The organism is Flavobacterium sp. KACC 22763, assembly GCF_028736155.1.
Lineage (GTDB): Bacteria > Bacteroidota > Bacteroidia > Flavobacteriales > Flavobacteriaceae > Flavobacterium.
Genome location: NZ_CP117879.1, coordinates 2710429 through 2735619 on the forward strand (window position 1 = coordinate 2710429; position 25191 = coordinate 2735619).

Annotated in this window: 22 protein-coding genes; 4 read left to right on the forward strand and 18 right to left on the reverse strand. The window is 34.7% G+C overall.

The annotated features are described in order from the left end of the window. The first annotated feature begins 1 nt into the window (after position 1). Positions 2-625, forward strand: a complete 624-nt coding sequence (locus PQ463_RS10860; RefSeq protein ID WP_274257839.1) for a class I SAM-dependent methyltransferase — start codon at positions 2-4, stop codon at positions 623-625. Positions 626-718: 93 nt separating this feature from the next. Here PQ463_RS10860 and PQ463_RS10865 read toward each other — a convergent pair whose 3' ends face one another. Next, on the reverse strand, positions 719-1423 hold the full coding sequence (locus tag PQ463_RS10865) for a Crp/Fnr family transcriptional regulator (protein WP_274257841.1): 705 nt from the start codon (positions 1421-1423) through the stop codon (positions 719-721). Between the two features lie 176 nt (positions 1424-1599). Between PQ463_RS10865 and PQ463_RS10870 the strand changes: the two genes are divergently transcribed. From PQ463_RS10870 to PQ463_RS10880, 3 genes are all read left to right on the forward strand, one after another. Then, the gene (locus tag PQ463_RS10870; protein ID WP_274257842.1) at positions 1600-5118 is read left to right on the forward strand and encodes a nitrate reductase; all 3519 of its coding nucleotides are present in this window, start codon (positions 1600-1602) and stop codon (positions 5116-5118) included. 271 nt (positions 5119-5389) lie between these two features. Beyond that, a complete protein-coding gene (locus PQ463_RS10875) occupies positions 5390-6820 on the forward strand; it encodes a rubredoxin (protein WP_274257843.1) in 1431 nt (476 codons plus the stop codon). A gap of 141 nt (positions 6821-6961) precedes the next feature. After that, positions 6962-7579: a hypothetical protein gene (locus tag PQ463_RS10880; protein ID WP_274257844.1), complete on the forward strand. Its 618-nt coding sequence runs from the start codon at positions 6962-6964 to the stop codon at positions 7577-7579. A 260-nt stretch (positions 7580-7839) separates the two neighbouring features. Here the strand turns inward: PQ463_RS10880 and moaA are convergent, their stop codons facing one another. From moaA to PQ463_RS10965, 17 genes are all read right to left on the reverse strand, one after another. Then, the gene (gene moaA / locus PQ463_RS10885) at positions 7840-8847 is read right to left on the reverse strand and encodes a GTP 3',8-cyclase MoaA (protein WP_274257845.1); all 1008 of its coding nucleotides are present in this window, start codon (positions 8845-8847) and stop codon (positions 7840-7842) included. After that, on the reverse strand, positions 8834-9748 hold the full coding sequence (gene moaCB, locus PQ463_RS10890) for a bifunctional molybdenum cofactor biosynthesis protein MoaC/MoaB (protein ID WP_274257846.1): 915 nt from the start codon (positions 9746-9748) through the stop codon (positions 8834-8836). The genes moaA and moaCB overlap by 14 nt, the downstream gene beginning before the upstream one ends. A gap of 9 nt (positions 9749-9757) precedes the next feature. Beyond that, entirely contained in the window at positions 9758-10189 is a 432-nt protein-coding gene (locus PQ463_RS10895) for a molybdenum cofactor biosynthesis protein MoaE (protein ID WP_274257847.1), read from the reverse strand. A gap of 209 nt (positions 10190-10398) precedes the next feature. Further along, the gene (gene moeB / locus PQ463_RS10900) at positions 10399-11466 is read right to left on the reverse strand and encodes a HesA/MoeB/ThiF family protein (RefSeq protein ID WP_274257848.1); all 1068 of its coding nucleotides are present in this window, start codon (positions 11464-11466) and stop codon (positions 10399-10401) included. A gap of 10 nt (positions 11467-11476) precedes the next feature. After that, on the reverse strand, positions 11477-11716 hold the full coding sequence (locus PQ463_RS10905) for a MoaD/ThiS family protein (protein WP_274257850.1): 240 nt from the start codon (positions 11714-11716) through the stop codon (positions 11477-11479). Positions 11717-11718: 2 nt separating this feature from the next. Further along, on the reverse strand, positions 11719-12507 hold the full coding sequence (cobA, locus tag PQ463_RS10910; protein WP_274257852.1) for a uroporphyrinogen-III C-methyltransferase: 789 nt from the start codon (positions 12505-12507) through the stop codon (positions 11719-11721). Between the two features lie 6 nt (positions 12508-12513). After that, positions 12514-13086: a molybdenum cofactor guanylyltransferase gene (locus tag PQ463_RS10915; RefSeq protein WP_274257854.1), complete on the reverse strand. Its 573-nt coding sequence runs from the start codon at positions 13084-13086 to the stop codon at positions 12514-12516. 252 nt (positions 13087-13338) lie between these two features. Next, on the reverse strand, positions 13339-14085 hold the full coding sequence (locus PQ463_RS10920; RefSeq protein WP_274257856.1) for a sulfite exporter TauE/SafE family protein: 747 nt from the start codon (positions 14083-14085) through the stop codon (positions 13339-13341). Between the two features lie 127 nt (positions 14086-14212). Further along, positions 14213-15385 carry a molybdopterin molybdotransferase MoeA gene (locus PQ463_RS10925; RefSeq protein ID WP_274257857.1) on the reverse strand — a complete coding sequence of 391 codons (1173 nt, stop codon included), beginning with the start codon at positions 15383-15385 and terminating at the stop codon, positions 14213-14215. A 170-nt stretch (positions 15386-15555) separates the two neighbouring features. Beyond that, complete coding sequence (locus PQ463_RS10930; protein ID WP_089059585.1) at positions 15556-15804, reverse strand: DUF6755 family protein; 249 nt, start codon at positions 15802-15804, stop codon at positions 15556-15558. Positions 15805-15819: 15 nt separating this feature from the next. Then, positions 15820-16332: a QcrA and Rieske domain-containing protein gene (locus PQ463_RS10935; RefSeq protein ID WP_111285402.1), complete on the reverse strand. Its 513-nt coding sequence runs from the start codon at positions 16330-16332 to the stop codon at positions 15820-15822. A gap of 10 nt (positions 16333-16342) precedes the next feature. Continuing rightward, complete coding sequence (locus PQ463_RS10940; RefSeq protein ID WP_111285404.1) at positions 16343-16912, reverse strand: 4Fe-4S dicluster domain-containing protein; 570 nt, start codon at positions 16910-16912, stop codon at positions 16343-16345. 17 nt (positions 16913-16929) lie between these two features. Beyond that, positions 16930-19146, reverse strand: coding sequence for a molybdopterin oxidoreductase family protein (locus PQ463_RS10945; protein ID WP_111285406.1), 2217 nt, complete (start codon positions 19144-19146; stop codon positions 16930-16932). Positions 19147-19291: 145 nt separating this feature from the next. Then, positions 19292-20341, reverse strand: a complete 1050-nt coding sequence (locus PQ463_RS10950; protein ID WP_274257863.1) for an MFS transporter — start codon at positions 20339-20341, stop codon at positions 19292-19294. Between the two features lie 29 nt (positions 20342-20370). Beyond that, the gene (locus PQ463_RS10955) at positions 20371-21963 is read right to left on the reverse strand and encodes a magnesium transporter MgtE N-terminal domain-containing protein (protein ID WP_274257865.1); all 1593 of its coding nucleotides are present in this window, start codon (positions 21961-21963) and stop codon (positions 20371-20373) included. A 19-nt stretch (positions 21964-21982) separates the two neighbouring features. Continuing rightward, a complete protein-coding gene (locus tag PQ463_RS10960) occupies positions 21983-23461 on the reverse strand; it encodes an MFS transporter (protein ID WP_274257866.1) in 1479 nt (492 codons plus the stop codon). Between the two features lie 217 nt (positions 23462-23678). Then, the gene (locus PQ463_RS10965; protein WP_274257868.1) at positions 23679-25151 is read right to left on the reverse strand and encodes an MFS transporter; all 1473 of its coding nucleotides are present in this window, start codon (positions 25149-25151) and stop codon (positions 23679-23681) included. Positions 25152-25191: the final 40 nt, after the last annotated feature.

Genomic DNA, 25191 nt, shown 5'->3' on the forward strand with positions numbered 1-25191 from the left:
CATGAACAACTGGACTCAGCGTTGGGACGACCGTTACAAAAGCGAAGATTTCGCATACGGCGAAGAACCCAACAATTACTTAAAAGAACAAATCGAAAAATTAAATTCCCGTTCAATTCTTTTTCCTGCCGAAGGCGAAGGGCGAAATGCAATTTTTGCTGCGAAATTAGGATGGAACGTTTCTGCTTTTGATATTAGTGAAGAAGGAAGAAATAAAGCCTTAAAACTTGCAGAAGCAAATGATGTTTCAATTGATTATCAAGTTGGCGAACTGGAAACTCTTGATTTCGAAGCAGAACAATTTGATGCGATTGCTTTAATTTATGCACATTTTCCGGCAGAAATTAAATCGGAAATTCATCAACAATTAGATACATTACTACGCAAAAACGGCATTATCATTTTTGAAGCTTTCAGCAAAAAACATTTGGAATATGTAACCAAAAATGAAAAAGTCGGCGGACCAAAAGACATCGAATCTCTTTTTTCAATCGAAGAAATCAAAGCCGATTTTCCAAATTACGAAATCATTGAATTGGAAGAAAAAGAAATCGAACTCAGCGAAGGTTTATTCCATAACGGAACAGGTTCTGTAATTCGATTTGTAGGAAGAAAAAAATCATAAATACGAAGTAGAGACGCATGCGGTAAAGACGCACTGCAGTGCGTCTCTACAATAAGAAACCTTAGCAACTTAGAATCTTAGCAACTTAGAACCCTAAAAATACTTATGCTCCATAATTTCAGATCTTAACTCTGAGACTTCCAAAATCCCAACACGCTTTCCTTCGGTTTTAATCAGCGATTCTTTTTTAAGACTTGATAAAATACGTATTGCCTGCTCTTCTGTTGTTCCTGCAAAATCGGCAATTTCTTTTCGCGAAAGCTCAATATCAATCAAACCATTCGTTTGTCCGAATTTGCGGTGAATATAAAGCAGTAAATCAATTACACGCTCACGAACATTCATGTGCGCAATCTTGCGGATATTGTTTTCGCTCTTGTTCAATTCTTCGGCATAAAACAACATTAAAGCATAGGTAAATTCCGGAATATGCTGTAAAATTTCGACCATAGTTTCGTTGCTGAAATTACACAAAACTGTATCTTCAAGCGCATAAGCTCCAATTAAGTATTTTTTACTTGTTCCAAATCCACGGAAACCGATGATATCGCCGTTTTTGGTTAAACGAACAATTTGTTCACGACCATTAATTCCCGTTTTTACCGTTTTAACTTTTCCCTTGCAAATAAAATAAAGCCCTTGTAAAGGCGCACCTTCCGTTATAAATCGATCAGATTTTTTACAAGTAATACTTCGTTTTTTAGAAACATAACCAGCCATCTGTTCTAAATGCAGATGTTTCTTGATAAAACAATTTTCATTGACGCAGGAATAACAAATGGTTTGCTCTTCTTTCATGAGTTCTAATTTTTAGCAGTTAAAAACTAATTTGTTGTTCCTCATTTATTTCCATCAAAAGTAAAAAAATAAATCTAAAAAATACGTATTAATACGTAAAAATACTTATTTTTGCATAAGTACTTTTGTAAAGTCAGACTATTAACTAAAAGTAGTATCTCTAAATAGAACACTAAATGCAAACTACGAAGATCAAAACTACCTGTTCCTACTGCGGCGTTGGCTGCGGCATAATCGTGACCAATGATGCTAAAAATGGCGTAATGGTTGAGGGCGACAAAGATCATCCTGTAAACAAAGGAATGCTTTGTTCTAAAGGAATGAACCTGCATTACGTAGTCAACGATACTTCCGATAGAATTTTATATCCAGAAATGCGAGGAAGCAAATCGTATCCATTAGAACGCGTAAGCTGGGATACAGCTCTTGATCGCGCCGCTGCGGTTTTTTCTTCAATCATAAAAAAACATGGACCAGATAGCGTTGGCTTTTATATTTCAGGACAATGTTTAACCGAAGAATATTACTTAGTCAATAAATTGGTAAAAGGTTTTCTTAAGACCAATAATATAGACACCAATTCAAGACTTTGCATGAGTTCTGCAGTTGTGGGTTATAAAAAAACTTTCGGAGAAGATTCTGTGCCAATTGCTTATGATGATATTGAATTGGCTGACACTTTTTTAATTACAGGCGCAAATCCGGCTTGGTGCCACCCTATTCTTTTCAGAAGATTAGAAAAACACAAAGAGAAAAACCCGAAAACCAAAATAATTTGCATCGATCCAAGACGAACAGATACTGCTGCTTTCGCCGATTTACATTTGCAGATTATTCCAGGTTCGGATATTATTTTATATCATGCGATTGCGAGACGTATTATCGAGAAAGGCTACGTCGATCATGATTTTGTAAAAAACCACGCTGAGAATTTCAAACAATATAAAGACTTAGTTTTAGGAACTTCTCTTGAGAAAGCTTCTAAACTTTGCGGAATTTCGGTAAACGACATCAAACTTGCCGCCGATATTATTGGTAAAGCAAAAGGTTTTATTTCGCTTTGGGCAATGGGATTAAACCAAAGTGCTGTTGGCGTTGATAAAAATACGGCTTTGCTGAATTTATCACTTTTAACGGGACAAGTTGGAAAACCAGGCTCTGGTCCATTTTCTTTAACAGGCCAACCTAACGCAATGGGCGGACGAGAAGTGGGTGGAATGGCAACACTTTTGGCCGCACATAAAGATATTGCAAACCCTACGCATCGAAAAGAAGTAGCCGATTTTTGGGGTGTCGATGAGATTTCAGATAAACCGGGCTTAACTGCCACAGAAATGTTTGAAGCTCTTGAATCTGGAAAAATGAAAGCCGTTTGGATTATCTGCACCAATCCGTTAGTAAGTTTACCAGATTCACGCAGGGCTGAAAAAGCGCTTCAAAATGCTAAATTCGTAGTCGTTCAGGACATTTCTCATAATGCTGATACAGCCAAATTTGCCGATTTATTGTTGCCTGCTGCGGGTTGGCTAGAAAAAGAAGGAACGATGACCAATTCCGAACGTCGTATATCGTATCTCCCAAAAGGAATCAATGCGCCAGGAGAAGCGCTTCCAGATATTGAAATTTTAATTCGTTTTGCTAAAAAAATGAATTTCAATGGTTTCAATTTCAACAGTGCCGAGGAAGTTTACAAAGAACATTGTGCACTAACTAAAAATACCAATATTGATATTTCGTTTTTAAATTATAATCGTTTAAAAACTGAGGGAACTTTTCAATGGCCAGTTCCTGATTATAATCACCCAGGAACTCCGAGATTATTTACAGACAAAAAATTCTATACACCTTCTGGAAAAGCGATTTTTAATCTGCCAGTTTCTATCGAAAATACATCGGTTCAGCCAAATGATGAATTTCCTTTTATCTTAACAACGGGAAGAATTCGCGATCAATGGCATACGATGACCAAGACTGGAAAAGTATCACGATTACTGACACATATTCCAAGTCCAGTTTTAGAAATAAATCCAATTGACGCTTATAAAAACGATATTAAAAACGGAGATATTGTTACCGTTACGAGCAAAAATGGAGAAGTTCGTGTAAAAGCAAAAGTTACAGATTCAATCAAAGAAAAAGTCGTTTTTCTACCGATGCATTGGGGAAAACAACTCGAAAATGATTTAAACAGAACCAATAATTTAACGAATACTGTTGTCGATCCAATTTCAAAAGAACCTGATTTTAAGTTCACAACCGTTTCGATAAAAAAATATGTAAAACCATTTCAGAAAATTGCGATTATTGGCGCTGGAGCGGCTTCTTTCCGCTTCATTCAAAACTATCGCGAATTCAATTCAACAGATGAAATTATTGTTTTTTCTAATGAAATGAATCCGTTTTATAATCGAGTTTTGCTTCCAGAATATATGACAGGAGAATTCAGCTGGGAACAACTTTTGAAAGTAAAAGACGGAGAAGCTTTCAGTAAGTTGAAAATCACAATGAAAGCTGGAGTGGCAATTGAAAAATTAGATCCAAAACAAAAAACAATTATAGATAGTCAAGGCGAAATTCACACTTTCGATTCGTTGATTATGGCAACCGGAAGCCGTCCTTTCGTTCCAGAAAATGCACAACTTCATCTTCCTGGCCGTTTTACCGTTAGAAGAAAAGAAGATGCTGATCGTTTAAAAAAACACTTAGACAACACTAATCTTCCGCCAGAAGAACAGCATGTTGTCATTATCGGCGGCGGATTATTAGGATTAGAATTGGCTGCAGCATTAAAACATAAAAAAGTAAAAACCACGATCGTTCAAAGAGCTTCTCGTTTAATGGAGCGTCAATTGGATCTAATTTCGAGCAAATTATTGGCCGAAGAAGTACAGCTTCGCGATATTCAAATTTATTTTGATAATGAAGTCAGCACCGTTTTTGAAACCGATAATCCAAATGAAATCGAAATTGCTTTAAAAAGCGGAAAAATCATAACGGCAAACGCTATTGTATATACCATTGGAACTATTCCGAATATCGAGATTGCTCGTGAAAGCGGACTTTCTTGCGGTCGCGGTGTAAGAGTAAATCAGTATTTACAGACTTCAAATCCAGATATTTTTGCGATTGGAGAAATTGCAGAATTTGATAATAAGTTATTCGGAATCACTTCTGCAGCTGAAGAACAAGCTGATATTCTAGCCAATTTCCTTGCAGGCGATATAAGCAGTTATTATAAAGGTTCGATTTTAATGAATATTCTAAAATTAGAAGATATCAACCTTTGCAGTATCGGCGATATTACGATTCCTGAAAATGACGATTCATATGAAGAAATTGTTTTTACCGATTTGAAAAAACGCTATTACAAAAAGTGTATCGTAAAAGACGATCTTTTAGTTGGAGCAATTTTAATGGGAGATAAAAACGAGTTTGCCGAATTCAAAACTATGATCGAAAGCAAAATCGAATTATCAGACAAACGAAATACGCTTTTAAGAGGAAGCTCAGATGCAAAACCGGTTTTAGGAAAATTAGTCTGTTCATGCAGTCAAGTTGGAGCTGGAAACATTGAAGAAACGATTAAAAGTGGTGTAAATGATTTCACTGAATTATGCAAAAACACAGGCGCAGGTTTAGGTTGCGGAAGCTGTAAAACAGAGGTTAAAGAGATTCTTGCGAAATGTAAAGTGTAGTAGCTTTTGTTATATTGAGTTGATCTAAACGCAAAGTTCGCAAAGGTTTTTCGCAAAGTTTCGCAAAGAATAATATTCTGTGCTTAAAATTGTTTTCTATCGAAAAAAGTCCGCAAAGCTATGCGCTAAAATCTTTACCCAAAGCTTTGTGAACTTTGGCAACTTATTATAAAGTAAAAAAAATCTTTGCGCTCTTTGCGTTAAAATTTATGTTCAAAGTAAAGTAACTTGAAACCTGAAACAAAGAAAACCTGAAACAAAGAAAAACAAAATGGAACTAACAAGATTAATAGTAAAAGGAGGCGTTATTTCGCCAGGGGAACTTAGAGAAGTTGTAAATATCGCTTCGGAAGAAGGATTGGATTCAATTTCGTTTGGTTCCAGACAGGATATTATTTTTCCGAAAGGATTTAAATCTTTGGACAAAACCACTTTAGGAAAACATCATTTTGTTTATCCTGACCAAAAAAGCGGCAACAATATTGTTTCTTCTTATGTTTCGACTGATATTTTCAGAAATACCAACTGGCTTACTGGAAACCGTTTTTTATATATTTTAGAAGAATTTAAAGAACAGCCAAAACTTAAAGTCAACATAACCGATCCGAAGCAGCAATTGGTTCCTTTGTTTACAGGACATTTGAATTTCATTGCTTCAGAACATGAAGATTACTGGTATTTATACATTCGTCTTCCAAAATGGGAAAAAATAGAAGTTTATCCTGTTTTACTTTACAGCTGGGATTTGGCTAAAATTTATTACGAAATCGAAAAAATATCAGAAGAAGATTCAGTTGATATTGAAACACTTTTCGCTTTGGTAAGTGAAGCTTTAGATACTAATAATCGAACAATTGACAAACCATTAAATATCCCATTTTATCCATTTCCGTATTACGAAGGAATGAACCGAATGGGAATTGATCAATATTGGTTGGGATTGTACTGGAGAAATAATTTATACGATTTGGATTTCCTAAAAGAAATGTGTGATCTGTGTTTTGAATGCAAAATTGGAAAAATATGTATTACACCTTGGAAATCCTTCATAATCAAAGGAATTCCGAAAGACCGAAAACTGGAATGGGAAAAATTCTTAGGAAAACGAGGGATTAACGTTCGTCATTCGTTGTTAGAGTTAAATTGGCATTTACCCGTTGCAATGGAATGGGCATTGAATCTAAAGACTTTTCTAGTTAGAACTTTAGATCAATTCGACATCAGTACTTACGGATTGAATTTCGGAATTTCAGAATACAATCGCGACGGACATTATTTCACTTCGATTGTCATCGAAAAAAATGAGCTCCCAGTAGCTTTAGAATCGATCAAAATCAGAGATACTTATAATGTATTGTTCGCCAAGAATTTCGACCCAAATACTCGCGAATATATCGTGCATTCACAAGATATTGATAAACTAGAACTTCCGACAATTTTAATTGAGTTAAGCCGAAAATATTTCGATGAACTCGGAAATTCAACTTCAGAGACAACTGAAAATTCTCAGAAAAAAGAAAAACCACAGTTAGACATTTATCAATGCCAGGAATGTTTAACGCTTTATAATTCTGAATACGGAGATGAAACCCAAGGTGTTCCAAAAGGCATTTTATTTGAAAATCTACCCGGAAATTATTGCTGTTCTCTTTGCGAGGCACCAAAAAGCAATTTTAGAATTTTGGAAACGGTTGAAAATTAATGAGTTCTAAAAAAGTGTCGCATTTTGTATTCAAAAATTGTGTATATTCAGCTTAACTAAGAATTTATCGTAAGGCTGCATCCTTCAAAAGCTTTGAAACCACTTGGTTAACATCTATTTATTCAATAAAAAAATACAGTTATGATAAAAAGAACAACACAATCTTCTGCTGAAAAAGCTACTGATATTCCAGCAGAAACAGCTGTAGAAAGTACTACAGAAATACAACCAGAAACTAAAACAACAGTTAGAAGAACCACCAGAACAGCTGTAAAACCATCAGCTGCCAAGACTTCAACAACGAAAACGACAGCTACAAAAGCACCAACTGCTACTGTCAAACCTGCAGCGAAAACACCAGTAAGAGCAGCTTCTAAAACAACTCCTAGTGCAACTGTGAAAAAAGCAGCAACAGCACCTGCAAAAAAAGAGCCTATAGTTTCTGAAATTGTAGAAATTAAAACCAATGATGCTGCGGAAAACAAGCCTGTTGTTACTGTTGAAAAAATTGGCAAAGAGAAAAACGATATAAAATCTAAGCTGAAAGCTAAACTGAAAGCCAAAAAAGAGAAAGAAAAGAAAAGAGAAAAAGCGATTAAAGCTGTTATCAAAAAATTAGAAAAAGCTAAAAAAGCAAAACTAAAAGCAGCTGAAAAGAAAAAGGAAAAGGCTAAAAAAGAGAAAGCAAAAGCTAAAGCTAAGAAACTTGAAAAGAAAGCTAAAGCTCAAAAAAAGGCAAAAGCTAAAAAGAAAAAATAATATTCTGAGAAAGGTTTGACTTTGAAAAAGTTAAACCTTTTTTTATTCACAGCAGTAAGTCATTGCGAGGAACGAAGCAATCACACGATTATTTGCAACGTTGCTTTTGTTAGTGCGGTTGCTTCGTTCCTCGCAATGACAAACTATGCGAATTAGGCTTCGACTCCGCTCAGCCAGACAAACTTTGTGTTATCACAAGAAGCTTAATTATTTATAAAGTAACTCATTCACAATTTACAATTAACCATTCACAATTAACATTACCCCCCAATCGCAATCATACTACGATTGTCAAAATGTTTTTTAGGATCGTCCATTTCATCCATCGTAACCATTCCCGCACGAACTTTCTTTTTATTCTGAATCGATTCTGAAATTAAATCAGTAATGGATTCTCCATTTCTAAAAGCAGTTAATAAGTCAGTTTCTGAATTAGAGAAAAGGCAGTTTTTTATTTTTCCATCTGCCGTCAAGCGGATACGGTTACAACTATCACAAAACGGATTTGTAATCGAACTTATGATTCCGAAATCGCCTTGAAATCCTTTTATTTTATAGTTTCTTGAAGTGAAGTTTTTTTCATCTTCTAATTTCAGAATTTCTTCTGACGAAAATTGAGCTCCAACTAAAGATAAAATTTCTTGTTGCGAAACCATTTTGCTTCTGTCCCACTCATTTCCCGCAAACGGCATAAACTCGATGAAACGAACAGAAATAGGAAGAAACTGCGTTAGTTTTACAAAATCAACAATTTCATTATCATTAAAACCTTTCATCAAAACCACATTTACTTTTACCTGAAAATCATTATTTAGAAGCAAATGCAAATTATCAATTACTTTCTCAAACTGATTTCTAAGCGTTATCGAAGCGAATTTAGATGAAACTAAGGTATCTAAACTCAAATTGATTTTTTTGACATTAAATTGCTTTAAAACCTCAATATGACGATCAATTAAAATTCCGTTTGTGGTAATGGAAAGTGAAATATCTAAATGAGATAGTTTAGAAACAATTTCTGGAAAATCTTTTCTTAGCAAAGGTTCGCCACCAGTTAACCTGATTTTGTCAACACCATTTTTTACGAAAGTTTGAGCAATGGCAAAAATCTCATCAGCCGTCATTAAACTGCTTTTTGGAGAAAGCGCAATTCCTTCAGCCGGCATACAGTACGTACAACGCAAGTTGCATTTTTCCAGCAGCGAAATGCGCAAATAATTATGCTTGCGCCCAAAACCATCCGTTAAATCAGTGTTAGAGGCTGTCATGATTTTTTCCTTTTAAAATATGAAAAACGTGCATTACATGTGGAAAAACAGCGTCCATAGATTCTCTTACTCCGTTTGTTGAACCTGGCAAAGCCAAAACTAAACTTTTTCCTAATGTTCCTGCAACACTTCTTGAAAGCATTGCATAAGGCATTCTTTGCTGACCGTAATTACGAATGGCTTCTTCGATTCCAGGAATTCTGCTTTCCAATAATGGTTCTAAAGCTTCTGGTGTAACATCTCTTGGAGACAATCCTGTTCCGCCTGTAAAAATCACCAGCTGATTTTCTTTGGCGAAAGCTTTAGTTTTTTCCTGAATAATATCCAATTCGTCTGGAATGATTTCATAATGAGAAGTCTCGACTCCGTATGAATTTAATTTTTCTACAATAGTTTTTCCAGAACGATCTTCTTTATCGCCCGCAAAAATCGAATCGGAACAAACGAAAACTGCGGCTCTAATTGCATTTGGAAATTTATTTTTGAAAGACGATTTTCCGCCTTCTTTATTAATTAATTTGATTGTTGAAATTTCGATTTCCTTATCAATTGGTTTTAGCATATCATACATTGTAAGCGCTACAATTGATGCTCCGTGCATCGCTTCAACCTCAACCCCGGTTTTATAAACGGTTTTTACTTTGAAAATAATATGAATATCTAAACCTTCAATATTGTATTCTACAGAAGTAAATTCAATTGGAAGCGGATGACAATCTGGAATGGACAAATGCGTGTTTTTTACCGCAAACAGTCCAGCAGTTTTTGCCATTTCAAACACGTTTCCTTTTGGCACTAAATTATTGACAACTGCATCAATTGTTTCTTGTTTGCTAACCTTTACAATTGCGGTTGCTGTTGCGACTCTTAAAGTGCTTATTTTATGCGTAATATCTACCATTTTATTTTGTTAGGTATTTTGTTTCCAAGTGAATGTATCGTTTTCAAACATTTCTTTGCCAAAAATTGGCACATCTGTTTTAATCCAGTTTACAATGGCTTCTGTAGCTTCATAAACCTGTTTGCGTCGCGTTGCCGAAACAAAGACAAACAAACAGATTTCACCTGCTTTTACAACACCTAAACTATGGTAAATGTGCATGCAGGTCAAATCAAATTTAGCAAAAGCTTTTTCACGGATTGCGTACAACGCTTCATTTGCCATGTCTTTATATGCCGAATAATCAATTGCTACGACGGTGTTGTCGTGAATAATATCGGCACGGACTTGTCCCAAAAAGATATTATGTGCTCCAATCGTATGTTTTGATTGGTGTTTGGCGATTGATTCGGCTATAAATTCAGGGGCAATTGGCCCTTCTATAAATACATTTTTACTCATTTTTTATTTTTTTTTTAGCCACGAATTACACTAATTTTCACAAATTAAAATCTATTTTAAAAAAAGTTAATCTCAATATTGTCATTTCGACGAAGGAGAAATCTTCGCAAGGAACTCCTCTCAGTAATTCGCCAATCTTTGTCGAGCTACTTGCGAAGATTTCTCCTTCGTCGAAATGACAAGCTAGACGAACATTTTAAAATCTATGACTATATTTTTATTTCTTGTAATAACTGTTTCATTGCCAAAGCGCCTCCAGCAATACTTTTTATGTTTTTAAATTGATGCTTTTGAAGCAATTCGACTGCAATTTTACTTCTAATTCCAGATTGGCAGAAAATGTAAATCGTTTGTTTTTTATCTAGATTTTCCAACTTACTTTCCAAATGCATTAACGGAATCTGAATTTGATTTTTTAAGCTGATTTTTGGCGATTCATCTGTATTTCGAACATCCAGAAAAAGAACCTCAGCATTATCCATTTCATTCAAAACCGATTCAAAACTCACTTCTTCAACTTCACATTTATTGTATTTTTCTTCGAATGCTTCTCTGGTTATGGTTTCAATATCGTTTTTTTCGAAATCATACTTTTGCTGTTCGTTATTCAGAACATTATAAACCAATATTTTTCCGCTTAAAACTTCACCAATTTCCAGAATCATTTTTAAAACTTCATTGGCCTGAAACATACCAATAATTCCAACTGAAACCCCTAAAACTCCTGCTTCTTCACAATTTATCGCATTCAAGTTTTCATCAGGATATAGACATCTATATGTTGGTCCATTTTGATAATTGAAAACCGAAACTTGTCCCTGAAATCTAAAAATAGATCCATAAACCATTGGTTTATTAGTCACGAAACAGGCATCGTTTATTAAATATTTAATTGCGATGTTGTCAGTCGCATCAACTATAATATCATATTTTTCAAATAACGAAATGGCATTTCTTCCAGATAATTTTTCAGAAATTGCTTTTACTTTCACTAAAGGATTCAATTCAGCAATCGTCGCTTTGGCTTCCTTTGCTTTTGATTTTCCGATAGCATCAGTTTTGTAAATTACTTGTCTTTGAAGATTAGAAATTTCAATAACATCGTGATCTAAAATTCCGATTTCTCCTACTCCTGCTGCAGCGAGATATGGCAGAATCGCAGCGCCCAAGCCTCCTGCACCAATTACTAAAACCTTTGATTTAGCTAATTTCTGCTGGCCTTCCTCTCCTATTTCTGGAAGTATAATTTGTCTATTATATCGGGTAGATGAACTCATAAATTATGTTTTATCCTCCTGCAAACGGCGGTAATAATGCTACAATATCGCTGGTCTGTAAAGTGTAATCTGAAGTTTTTGAAACTATTTTTTGATTTACTGCAACGCTGAAGGTCAGTGATTCAAACTCGTATTTTTGGTTCAGATCCTTCAATAGTTTTTGCAATGACAATTCTTCTGAAAAAGATAATTTTTCGAATTCACATTTCGTTTTTTCAGCGACAGCTCCAAAATATTTAACCTCAATCATTTTTATAAATTTAAATTTTGAAAAATAAATTCGTCATCAAAGTGCTCCTGAAAATATGAAATCCAACTTGATGTGTTTCTAACAACTTCGCCAATAACGATAATTGCCGGCGATGATATATTTTTTTCAGCTACCAATTTAGTAATTGTATTGATAGTTCCGATTACCTTTTGTTCTGAATTTTTCGTTCCGTTTTGGATAATAGCAATTGGCAGATCATCATTTCTGTTTTCCTGATAGATTGAAATAATTTCATTCAATTTATGCATTCCCATTAAAATAACCACAGTTGCAGCCGATTTTGAAGCCAAATGAACGTCTTTCGATAATTCATGAGATGAAGTTGTTCCTGTGATAACCCAGAAACTTTCAGCCACTTTTCGCTGTGTCAAACTGATTCCGACCGAAGCAGGAACTCCTAAAGCAGATGAAATTCCAGGAACAATAGCAGTTTCTATTCCGAAATCTTCTGCAAATTCAATTTCTTCGCTTCCTCTTCCAAAAACAAACGGATCGCCACCTTTTAAACGAACTACATGTCCGTGAGTTTTTGCCATCGAAACAATTAAATCGTTAATTTGATCTTGTGTGTAAGCATGACAGCCTAAACGTTTTCCAACAAAAACAATTTCTGCATTAGGTGCATATTCTAGTAATTCTTCATTTACTAAAGCATCGTACAAAACCACATCGGCACTTTTTAAAGCTTTAATTGCTTTTATAGTAATCAATTCAACGTCGCCTGGACCTGCGCCTACAATCGTCAATTTTGGTGTTTTTAAATTTCGCATAGTCTTTTAAGTTAAATTGATATTCAGGTCGTTTAACTCGTCAGCCGAATTAATATTGGTTAAATGAAAGTTCTCGCTTTCTTCTATGTTGATAATCTGATGCGGTAATTTCGCTAGCAGATCCATCATTTTTAATTCATTCGAATCAATTGCTTCTTTAATAACTGGGACAATACTTTTTGAATAAATCCCTATTAAAGGATGTGTTTTACTTTCTGATGCAAAAACTGTAATTCCAGCTTCTTGCGTATGTTTTGAAATTAATTCCTGTAATAATTCGGTCGAAATTAACGGAATATCACAGCTTAAAATCAGATTGAATTCGGTTTCAGAATGTGATAATGCCGTGTAAATTCCGCCCAGCGGACCTTTATCTATAATTAGATCGGGAATTTTTTCATATTTCAAATAATCATATTCTTTTGATGCCGTAATCAGTTTAATTTGATCTGTTATCGGTAAAATAGCCTGAATGATATGTTCTATAAATGGTTTATCCTGAAACAAAACCAATCCTTTTTCTGACTGCATTCTGGTGCTTTTTCCTCCGCAAAGAATAAATACTGTTAGTGTTTCCATTTTCTTTTTGTTTCAGGTTTTATTATTTATTCTGCCACAGATTTCACAGATTAAAGAGATTATTTTAAAATACTTTGTCTTGATTCTTTTGCCACGAATTACACAAATTTTCGCAAATTTTTATTTGTAGAAGCCAAAAAAACTTCATTTAAATTTGTTTAATTTATTGCAAACAAAAATCCTTTCTAATCTGTGAAATCTGTGGCAAAAAATTCTGCGTACAGAACTTATGAATTCTATTTTATTATTATTTCAAGGAAAAATCAATTTAACGCTTGCCATCAAAATCACTGTTCCTAATACCATTTTTAATGTTTTATTGGAAAAAGAGCCACTTCCGTAGAATCCTCCCAACATTCCTCCTACAACCGCAATTGGAACTAAATAAAAACTTTCCATTGGAATTGTTTTTCCTCCTAAAAAGAATCCTAACATTCCAGCAAATGAATTCACAAAAATGAATAAACTCGAAATTGCCGCTGATTCTTTTACCGACGCCCATCCTAAAAACAACAAAATCGGACTCAAAATAATTCCACCGCCAATTCCTAACATTCCAGATAATAATCCGATTGCAAAACCAATTGCTAAAGCAAACGGAAGATTTATTTTTACTTCTTCTTTTTCTTTAAAATTAAATACTCCAAACAATCTCAAGGCTGCAAAAACCAATACAATTCCTAAAACAATTTTATAAATCGCATTATCTAAGGTTATAAAACCCCCAATAAACGCCGCGGGAATCGATGCAATCGCAAACGGATAAAAGAGCTTGGGCTTGAAATAATTATTTTTATAATAAAATAAAAACGAAATACTCGACACGAACAAATTCAATAACAAAGCTGATGGTTTCATAATCGAAACCGGGAAAGCAAAAATGCTCATCAATGCTAAATATCCCGAAGCTCCGCCATGCCCAACGCTTGAATATAAAAATGCAATTACAATTAAGGCGAAACTGAATAATAGTATATTTTCGGAATTTAGGAGGTTCATTGGGTATTTGTTTGTTTCAGGTTTAAAGTTTCAAGTGACTCAGCTATATGTTTTTATTTACATACTGCTTTTCATCTTTAATAAGTAAAATCTTTTTTCTTCGCGCTTTATTCTATTTTCTTAAAATCTAATCAATTGGCAATAATGTTACCAATTGCCCTTTTTTATAATTTTCAATATCTTCCGGAACAATTAATAAACTGTTTGCAACTGCAAATGTGTTTAGCATTGCAGAACTTTGTCCATCCAAAACTGTTACGCTTGTTTCGTCGTATTTTGCTTTTAAAAACAATGTTTTTCCGGTATTGTTTTTTATTTCTGAGTTTAATTTTCGAACTACTTTCGGTTTATGAATTTCCGAAAATCCAATTCTGTTTTTCACCGCCGGAGCAACATAAATATAAAAATTAGTCAGAGATGAAGCCGGATTTCCCGGAAGCGCAAAAACTAAAGTTTCATTTTTAGATCCAAAAAACATAGGCTTTCCTGGCTTTTGATTGATTTTATAAAAAAGTTCTTTTACATCGTTTTGCAATAATGCTTCTTTTACAAAATCATAATCTCCAACCGAAATTCCACCAGAAATAAGAACGATATCATATTTTTTTAAAATCCCTTGCAACGCTTTTTTTGTTGCTTTTAGATTATCTTTTACTCTGTAAACTTTCGTTTTTTCAATTCCGATAGTTTGAAGCGCTGCTTCTAACATAACTGAATTACTTTCGTATATTTTCCCTTTTTTTAGCTTCTCACCTGCCTGAACTAGTTCATTTCCTGTTACTAAAATCGCTACTTTCGGTTTCTTATAAACTTCAATTTCTGTAATCCCTAAGCAAGCCAAAAAACCAATTGCTGCAGGTGTAATCAAAGTATTGGCTTCAAAAACAACCTCATCTTTAGCAATCTGTTCTCCTTTTGGACGAACGTTTGACAATTTCTCTGGCATTGTAGCAATTAAAATCGAATTTTTATTTGCCATCACATGTTCCTGCATTACCACTGTATCAGCATCATCTGGAACATAAGCTCCTGTAAATATTCTAATTGCTTCAGTTGCTTTCAGTTTTATATTTGAATGATCTCCAGCCTGAGAAATTCCAACAACATCATATTGATGGCGAATACTGTGTGTAAACGCATATCCATCCATCGCTGATTGGCGAAATGGAGGCATATTGATTGGCGAAATCACTTTTTCTGCTAAAACATATCCTAAAGCTTTGCGTACCGAAATATTCTTTGTTGGCATTTTAGTACTATTCGCTTCAATAATTGCTATGGCTTCTTCAACTTTAATCATTATGCTGGTGTATATTTAAAAGCAAAAAATACTTATTACAAATATAAGTATTTTTACTTAGTTAAAATCATTAAAAAACCTTAATTCTTTAAAAAATATAAATTTAGCGTAATTAATGCAAATAGATTCATAAAAAACCAAAATAGCTTTTTGAAATTAAGAATTTCGTTTTATTTGTTTCTGAAATTTCCCTTTGGAAGATAATAAAGCCAAGCAAACCCAATTAAAAATAAGATGGCAGAAGCGATAAAAGCAGGAATTAAAATCTCTTTATTATTATCTAATGCATTGTTTAATGATGCATACAAAAGCCAAATTTGAATGCTTACATTTAAAATCAGAATAAAGATAAGTGTCGAAAGTATGTTGTTCAATTTATTCGGATTCGCTCTGTTTTGGCTTCTTCTAAATGTGCTCATAATTCAAAATTTAAATTAGCTTTCTTTTTTCTCAATTAATGCTTTTACAAAAACAGCATTTTCTTTAAAAACTACCTCCAATTGTGGTAAAGCTCTCGGTGGAGGCCCAGCAATTACATCTCCCGTCATGGCATCAAACGATCCTTCGTGGCATGGGCAATGTATAATTCCGGTTCCAGGTTTATAAAAAACAGAACACGAAAGATGCGTACATTTTTGTTCGTAAGCTCTAAATTCACCACTTTCTAAATGAATTAAAATATACGGAATTGTACTTCCTTCTAAAACAAAACCTCTCGTCCCTCCAACAGGAACATCTTCTTTATTGCAAATAAAATGCTCGCCTTGCACTTCTTCCTTTGGCAATAAAAAAGCTTTTGCAGTCACAAATCCAGTTCCCACCATTAAGCCTCCAGAAACAAAAGTTAAGAATTTGGCAAAATCGCGTCGACTGACCTGGGTTGATTCTTGTTTTTTTATTGGAAAATCTTTTTTCCAGTTTTCATTTAAATTATCTTCTTTAGACATGATTTGTCATTTAATAAATTCGTAATTCTGTACTGCCTTTTGGCATCATAATATTGACTTTGGTTTTCACTTTTTCTTTTCCAAAAATGAAATTATTAATTGGTGTGCTGTTTGGTCTCATTTCTTCAATTTGTTCTCTGGTGCCATAAAACAAAGCACCGCTAGGGCAAACTGTTGCACACATTGGTTTTTTTCCAACGCTGGTTCTGTCATAGCACATGGTGCATTTCATCATCAAATCGTATTCTTCGACTTTTTTGGGCACTCCAAACGGACATGCCATTACGCAATTTGAACAACCAATACATCTTTCTGTGCTTGCTGTGTGAACTACGCCAAATTCATCTTGTGAAATAGCGTCTGCGGGACAAACATTGGCACAAACTGGATCTTCACAATGCATACAAACTTGAACTGTGGTCTGAATAGTTGCCGCGCGATCTACATAATTTACGCTGATTAAAGTTTGCTGCCCATTGGTTTCACACTCAGCGCAAGCCATCTCGCAAGCTTTACAGCCAATGCAGCGTTGCATATCTACAAAAAATTCTTCGCTGGTATTAAAATTCGTTAAATTCATACTATTCTTTTTATAGATTAAACACTTGCATAAGCTTCAGATTCTTTTGCTGGCGGGGCAATTGCCCCTTGCGGAAATAATTGGCAGGCACAGACTTTAAACTCAGGAATTTTAGAAATTGGATCTAATGTTCCTGGTGTTAACTGATTTGCAGATTTGTGTCCCGGCCAATGATACGGAATGAAAACAGTATCTTTTCTAATAGTTTCTACAATATTGGCGGGAAAAATTCCTTCGCCTCTACGCGTTACTACTCGAACTAATTCACGTTGTTTAATATTATATTTTGTGGCCATTTCTGGATGGATTTCGACCATTGGCTCCGGAAACTGATCCACTAATTTGCCAATTCTTCGGGTTTGCGTTCCACTCAAATATTGCGAAACTACACGTCCAGTTGTCAGTGTTATTGGATATTCATCATCGGTAACTTCACCCGGAAGTTTATATGGCGCGGGATTAAAATGCGCTTTCCCGTCAGGTGTTTTAAACTTTTTATCTTCCCAAAGTCTTGGTGTTCCCGGATGATCTTCAGTTGGACAAGGCCAGAAAACGCCCATATTATCTTCTACTTTTTTATATGTGATCCCGAAATAATCTGCTGTACCGCCTTTTGAAGCTACACGTAATTCATTGAAAATTTCTTCGCTATTATTGTAAGTAAATTTATCTTTTTCGCCCAAACGCTCAGCAATTTCTAATAAAATCGAAGTATCTGTTCTTGCTTCACCCGGTGGCGTAACGGCTTGCCTGATTCGAATAACACGTCCTTCTGCAGAAGTTGTTGTTCCTTCTTCTTCTTCCTGTAAAGAGCCTGCTAAAACAATATCCGCATGTCTTGCAGTTTCATTCAAGAAGAAATCAATACATACATAAAACTCTAATTTTTCTAAAGCTGATCGCACATAATTATTGTTTGGAAGCGAAACCAACGGATTAAAACAAATAGAAATTAAGCCTTTTATTTCATCTCTATGAATTGCTTCGATAATTTCGTAAGCTGTGAGTCCTTTTCCTGGTAAATCTTTTTCATCAATTCCCCAAACTTCAGAAATATATTTTCTATGTTCTGGATTTTCAATATCTCTGTTTCCTGGCAATTGATCACATTTATGTCCATGTTCCCTGCCTCCCTGACCATTTCCTTGTCCTGTAATTGTTCCGTAACCACAATACGGTTTTCCGATTCTTCCAGTTGCTAGAACCAAATTGATACAGCCTACAACATTATCTACGCCTTTTGAATGATGCTCAATTCCTCTTGCATGCAATAAAAAGCTAGTTTTTGCTTTTCCCCATAATTCGGCAGCAGCTTTTATTTTTTCCTTGTCAATTCCAGTTACTTCTTCTGCCCATTCTAAAGTATAGTCTTTTACAGCATCAATTGTTTCTTGAAATCCAGATGTATAATTATCGATAAAATCATGATCTAACATATCGTGATCTACCAAATATTTCAGCATTGCGCCATATAAAGCCGAATCTGTTCCGGGTTTTACGTCAAGATGAATATCGGCAGTTCTAGCCAGCGGAATCATTCTTGGATCTATAACAATTAATTTTGCACCACGATCTCTGGCTTTCCAAATCCAATGAGTAAGAGTTGGAAATGTTTCACTGATATTCGCTCCAGTTACGATAATAACTTCAGCATATTCTAAATCAGAATAATTGTTTGAAGCTCGGTCTAAACCAAATGCTTTTTTATTTCCTGCACCAGCACTTACCATGCAAAGTCTGCCGTTATAATCCAGATTTCTTGTTTTTAAGGCAACGCGAGCAAACTTTCCAACTAAATAACTTTTTTCATTGGTTAATGAAACGCCAGAAAGCATTGAGAATGCGTGTTTTCCGTATTTCTCCTGAATTCTTTTTATTTCAGAAACCGTTTTGTCCATTGCATCATCCCAGGAAACTTTCTCAAAACCTTTTCCTTCTACTCTTTGTATTGGATGCAAAAGACGATCAGGATGATTATTTTGAAGATAACGCTGTACTCCTTTTGGGCATAGACGACCTTCATTAAAAGGAAATTCCATCCATGGTTCAAAACCTACAACTTTGTTTTCTTTCACCATTAATTGAATGCCACATTGCATGCCACAGAAACAGCAATGCGTTTTTACAACTTCATCTGGTTCATCTCTTCCAGCATAACCGTCTACTGGCGCGTAGTTTAAATGTGGTCCAAAGTCATCTATTATTTTCTCTATTGATACTGGTAGTTTTGCCATTGCCTTTTTGTTATTTTTTGTTTTAGGTTTCAAGTTTCATGTTCTGTGCGAAACTTGAAACCTCAAATTTGAAACTTTATAAATTTTGTCTTCAGGTTTTACGTTCAGTCTGGAACTTGAAACTTTAAACCTGAAACTTTTTAAATTATCCAAATAAATTACCGCCTTCTAATCTGGCTTTTAAATGTGCTTGTGCTAAGCGCGATCTTTTTCCCTCAGGACTTAAATCAAGATGAGAAGTTCCATCTTCATGAGTAAAATCGAAACCTAATTGTTTGGTTACAATTTTTAAATCTTCTATATGAAGCTTCGTTGCAAATTCGTCGCCTGTATGAGGGCAAACAGCCATTCCTTTTTTAATTCCCTCTTGCTTATAAATATGTGCTCCAATTTGCGCGGGACGCTGAATGATGTGGAAGAATTTCCCAAACGGAATCCAAAGCAAAAACATAATTACTGTTACACAATGAATTACAGCGAGAAAATCATACGCGAAACCTTTCATGAATTGATACGAATAAGTCAAACACAATCCAGTAACGGAAATCGCTATTAATAAAATAAGAGGCAATAAATCACCTTCAAATGTTTGTGTTGCAATAAGTCCAGGATTGGTTAATCTTCTTCTTAAATAATAAACTGAACCAATTATAACAAGCCATGAAGACCAATTTAATGCATGAAAAATCAGAAATGCTAAAAATGAATTTATTTGAAAATCCATCATTTTGAATCCGAAGAAATGTGCTTCGTAAATGGAAATGGAATTGGGTGCTAATGTAAAATGAATCCATCCAAATGTTAGCGGAATTGTAATCGCAAAAGCGGATAAACATCCTATGGCAATACAAAAATGGGCAAACCAGCGCCATTTGCTTCTCGGATAAATAAATCTCTGAACTAAAATATTCTGTACCGATTCTTTTCCTAAAAACCATAAATGTGAAAACACTTTTCCGGTAAAAAGAAATTTAAGACTCCTTTTAAAATACATCCAAGTTGGAGGTCTTTGAAGCCAAACTGTGTATCGATAAACGATTCCAAAGAATGCAAATACAGTTCCGAAGAGGTATGTTACGAGAGCAGCATCAAAATTTTGCAACTGCCTTGAACCGTAAAATACTAGTATAATTGTAAGTATAGAAACTAGTGATGCAACCAGTAAAGCTTTGGTATTAAACGTTTTCTTTTTCATCCTTAATTTTTATTTTAATGATTACTTCTTTAACTTGGTTTCTCGCAATTCTTACGATTGTAAAACCACCAATTGATACCTGTAGCTAATATAGTAAAAAAAGCAACACCAATAAAGAATTGATTTACAGTGCCATTAGCCGAAATATTATTTCCTATTAATTTAGAAAAGATAAATGGTCCAAATGCCGCAATTGCAGCTGTCCAACCAATAACTCCTGCTGCCTGACGAGGATTTTCTTTAAAAATAATTGGATATTGTCTGAAGGTTCCAGCATTTCCAATTCCGGTAAAAAAGAACATTGCCAAAATTACTGCTACAAAAAGAGGAAACTGATCCATACTTGTTGGTGCAACTAATCCTTGAGTCACTAAAATAATAGCTCCGGCCAAAATTCCTAAACCTGTTATGGTTGTCAATACGGCTCCTCCTACTTTATCTGCAACAAATCCAAAAGCAATTCGGCTGGCAGAACCTATTAATGGTCCATAAAAAGCATATACTAAAGGATCTGGCGCATTTGGAAAATCTCCATATAAAAATTTAATCATTAATGGAAAAGCGGCAGATAAACCTGCAAAAGTTCCAAAAGTCATTACGTACGTAATTGTACAATACCAAGTATGTTTATTTGAGAAAATATCCAATTGCTCTTTTACAGAAGCCTTCATCGGTATACTTCTTAAATAAAACCAGCTTATAAATGCCATAATTATTAGAAATGGCGCGTACCAAAATGCTGCAGATTGCAAATAAATTGGTTTGTTTTTTACCGCTGTATTTTCGGCGCTAATGTTGTTTATTATTTTCTCTGCTAATTTTGGATTTGCATTTGCAATCGCTTTTGCTTTTGCCTTAACAGGAAGTGAAGCAAAAACAACTGCATTGTCTTGAGAGTTCACGGCCGTACTTACAGAATCAACAATGTTTTTCTTTACATTAGAAAGAATTTTCGTTTGTACTTCACTATCTAAAGCGGCAAAAACTTCTTTTTGTTTTTCAATTGAAGAATTTTGGAAAACAGTTAACGTTTCTTTCGGATCGATACTTGTAAAAACGGTCGAAGCTCCAAAAATTCCGACGCTTATTACTAATGGCGTAACGAATTGTGCTATTGAAACACCAAAATTTCCAATTCCTGCCTGAATTCCTAATGCAGTTCCTTTTAATCTCTGAGGAAAAAATAAACTTGTACTTGGCATATAAGAAGAAAAATCTCCACCGCCAAAACCTGTTGTAAAAGCCAAAACTGCAAAAACCCAGAAAGGCGTATTTACATTCATAATTGCAAAACCAATTCCGATTACGGGAATTAATTTAATTGCTGTCGCCAAAGAAATAATATGTCGCGTTCCAAAAATAGGAAGCAAAAATGTGTGAATAATTCGCAATAATCCGGCAGCTAATCCCGGTATTGCGGTTAACCAAAAAAGCTGATCTTTAGAAAAATTAAATCCTAATCCAGGCAGTTTTACCGCTATAACACTCATCATGAACCATGAGGCAAATGATAATACTAATGTAATTGTTGTAATTGTTAAAGTTCTCCATGCAATTTTACTTCCGTCAGAATTCCAATATGCTTCATCTTCGGGGTTCCATTTGTCTAACCAAGTTTTCATCTCTATTTCAATTTAATTTTTAATGATTGTCTTCTATTTCTCTTGTAAAATCGGGTGATTTACTTCGCATCGCATTTATGATTGTTCTGTGCATCCATACTAAACAAAGAACAGAAACCAGAAATATGAATATCCATGAGCTTGTCCAGAGTCCAGTATAATTGAGAAGATAGCCAAAGATTATTGGACCGAAGAAACCTCCTAAACCACCAATCAAACCAACCATTCCGCCCACTACTCCAACTTCATTAGGAAAATATTCTGGAATGTGTTTGTAAACAGCCGCTTTTCCAATACCCCAAGAAATTCCTATCAGCGTTACCAAAACAACGTACACCCAAAGATTGGCGCTGAAGTTGATTTGGGTAATTCCTTTTGCTAATAATTCTTTCTTTTTTACTTCCTGATTTTGTTTTACAATGATTTCCTGCCAAGATTTTTTTACAGGGAAAACAGAAGATTCGCTATTTATTTCCAGATCTTTTTTATTGTTTATTTGATGTGATTTTCCGTTAACGATTATTTTATCTGCCGAAATTTCTGTTACCGTCCCATTACTTAAAGACATAACTCCAGGACCCGCAGTGAAGATTTCCATTTTTGGAAACATCAATAAAAAACTGATTACGATTGATGAGCCCAAAACCCAATACATCACTTTTCTCGCTCCAAATTTATCTGAGAGATAACCTCCGAAAGCCCTAATAACTCCTGACGGAAGACTGAACATTGTCGCAAACATACCGCCCATAACGAGAGTAGTATTGTAGACATTCATGAAATTTGGAAGAAGCCACTGCGAGTAGGCTACAAAAAATCCGAAAACTAAAAAGTAATACGCACCAAAGCGCCACACTCTGACCTTTTTAAGCGGAGACATAAGTTCTCCCATAGTTTTTGAAATACCATGATTGGTTTTGTTTTTAGCAAAAACAATAAAAAGAATTCCGATAATTACTAGTATAGATGCGTATATAACTGGAAGCATTTTCCAACCGTTAAGTGGATCACTTTCAGATAAATTATTTAATAAGGTAGGTGCAATAAAAGTGGTAATGGCTGCACCGGCATTTCCCATTCCGAAGATTCCTAAGGCTCTTCCTTGCCATTCTTTTGGATACCAAATTGAAGTGTATCCTATCCCGACAGCGAAACTGGTTCCAACTAATCCGAAGAAAAAACTTAGAACTGCAAAACTCCAAAAGGAATTTGCAAAAGGAAGTAAAAAAAGCGGCACAGAACATAGGAGTAGTAAAACCGAAAAAACATATTTGCCACCATACTTATCTGTTAAAATTCCTATTGGCAGTCTGAAAACAGAACCCGAAAGAATAGGAATTCCGAGAAGCCAACCAATTTCTACTACAGTAAAATTGAATATTCCTTTATCAGCCAAAAAAGTGATCAAAACGCCATTTAATGTCCAACATGCAAAACATACGGTAAAAGCTAAGGTATTAAGAAATAAAATTCGGTGAGATTGAGACAAATTATTCATAAACTATGTAGATTACCTGAATATAATCGAGTGATTATCATCAATTATGCAAGCAAAATTATAGTCTCAATCTGATAATTTATATGACATATATCATATAAAAGATATTTTTATCTTATTTTAAAACATCCTAAATAACAGAAAATGAATATCTTTTAAAACAGAAAAAGCCTTTTCTGTATTTAGAAAAGGCTTTTTCTGTTTTTATAAATCTATTTTAATGTTTTCGATCCATATCTTTAGCAAATTCTGGTGATTTCTCTTTCATCAAATTCACAACAACACGATGCATCCATATTAAACAAATAAGAGAAACTGCCAAAATAAACATCCATGAACTTGTCCAGAAACCAGTTGTACTTAAAAGATAACCGAAGATAATTGGTCCAACAAATCCACCTAAACCGCCGAGTAAGCCAACCATTCCACCTACAACGCCAACTTCATTTGGAAAATAATCCGGAATATGTTTATACACCGCTGCAGAGCCAATTCCCCACGCAGAACCAATCAGAATTACTAAAACTAAATAAATCCACATATTGGCTTCAAAATGAATTTGGGTGATTCCTTCTGCCAATAAATCTTTCTTTTGAACTTCCTGATTTTGCTCTACTACAACTTGCTGCCAAGACTTTTTTGATGGGAAAAATTTACTGTGCGCAGCATTTTTATCTTCTTGAATTATCGGATAGGTTTTATCGCCAATAACAATTTTATCGTTTGAAACATCCGTAACTGTTCCCGCTTTTGCTGCTGTAATACCAGAACCAGATGTTGTAATATCCATTTTTGGAAACATCAGCAGAAAACTTAAAACAACTGAAGAACTCAAAACCCAATACATTACTTTTCTCGCACCAAAACGATCAGATAAAAATCCGCCATAAGCTCTGATAACTCCAGATGGTAAACTAAATATAGCAGCAAAAATTCCGCCCATAACCAAAGTCGTATGATATACGTTTAAAAAATTGGGAAGCAACCATTGCGAAAATGTTACAAATGAACCAAAAACAAGAAAATAATATAATCCAAAACGCCAAACTCGGATACTTTTAAGCGGTGTAAAAACTTGATTTATTGTTTTAGGTGCTGCTTCAATTTTTTTATTTTTTGTAAAAATCAAAAAAACAATTCCCATAGCAAGCAAAACACTTGCATAAATAATTGGAAGCCATTTCCAGCCATTTTCTGGATCACTTTCCGAAAATTTTGTCAATAATGTCGGAGCTAGAAAAGTGGTCAGTGCAGCGCCAGAATTTCCCATTCCGAAAATACCTAACGCTCTTCCTTGCCATTCTTTTGGATAATAAACTGAAGTATAGCCTACGCCAATGGCAAAACTAGTTCCTACCATTCCGAATAAAAAACTCAAAATCGCAAACGTCCAGAAATTATAAGCAAAAGGCAAAAGAAATAATGGAATTGAACTCAAAATCAATAAACAGGAAAAAACAGGTTTCCCTCCAAATTTATCAGTGAGAATTCCCATTGGCAAACGCATTACCGAACCTGTTAAAATCGGAATCCCGAGAAGCCATCCTATCTCGACGACACTCCATTCAAAAATACCACGGTCGTTTAAAAAAGTTACTAATACTCCATTTAACGTCCAGCAGGCAAAACAAATTATAAATGCTAACGTATTAAAAAAAAGAATGCGATGTGATTGGGAAAGATCAGACATAGAAAAATAGTGTTAGAATTATTACTGAAAAATTTAACCT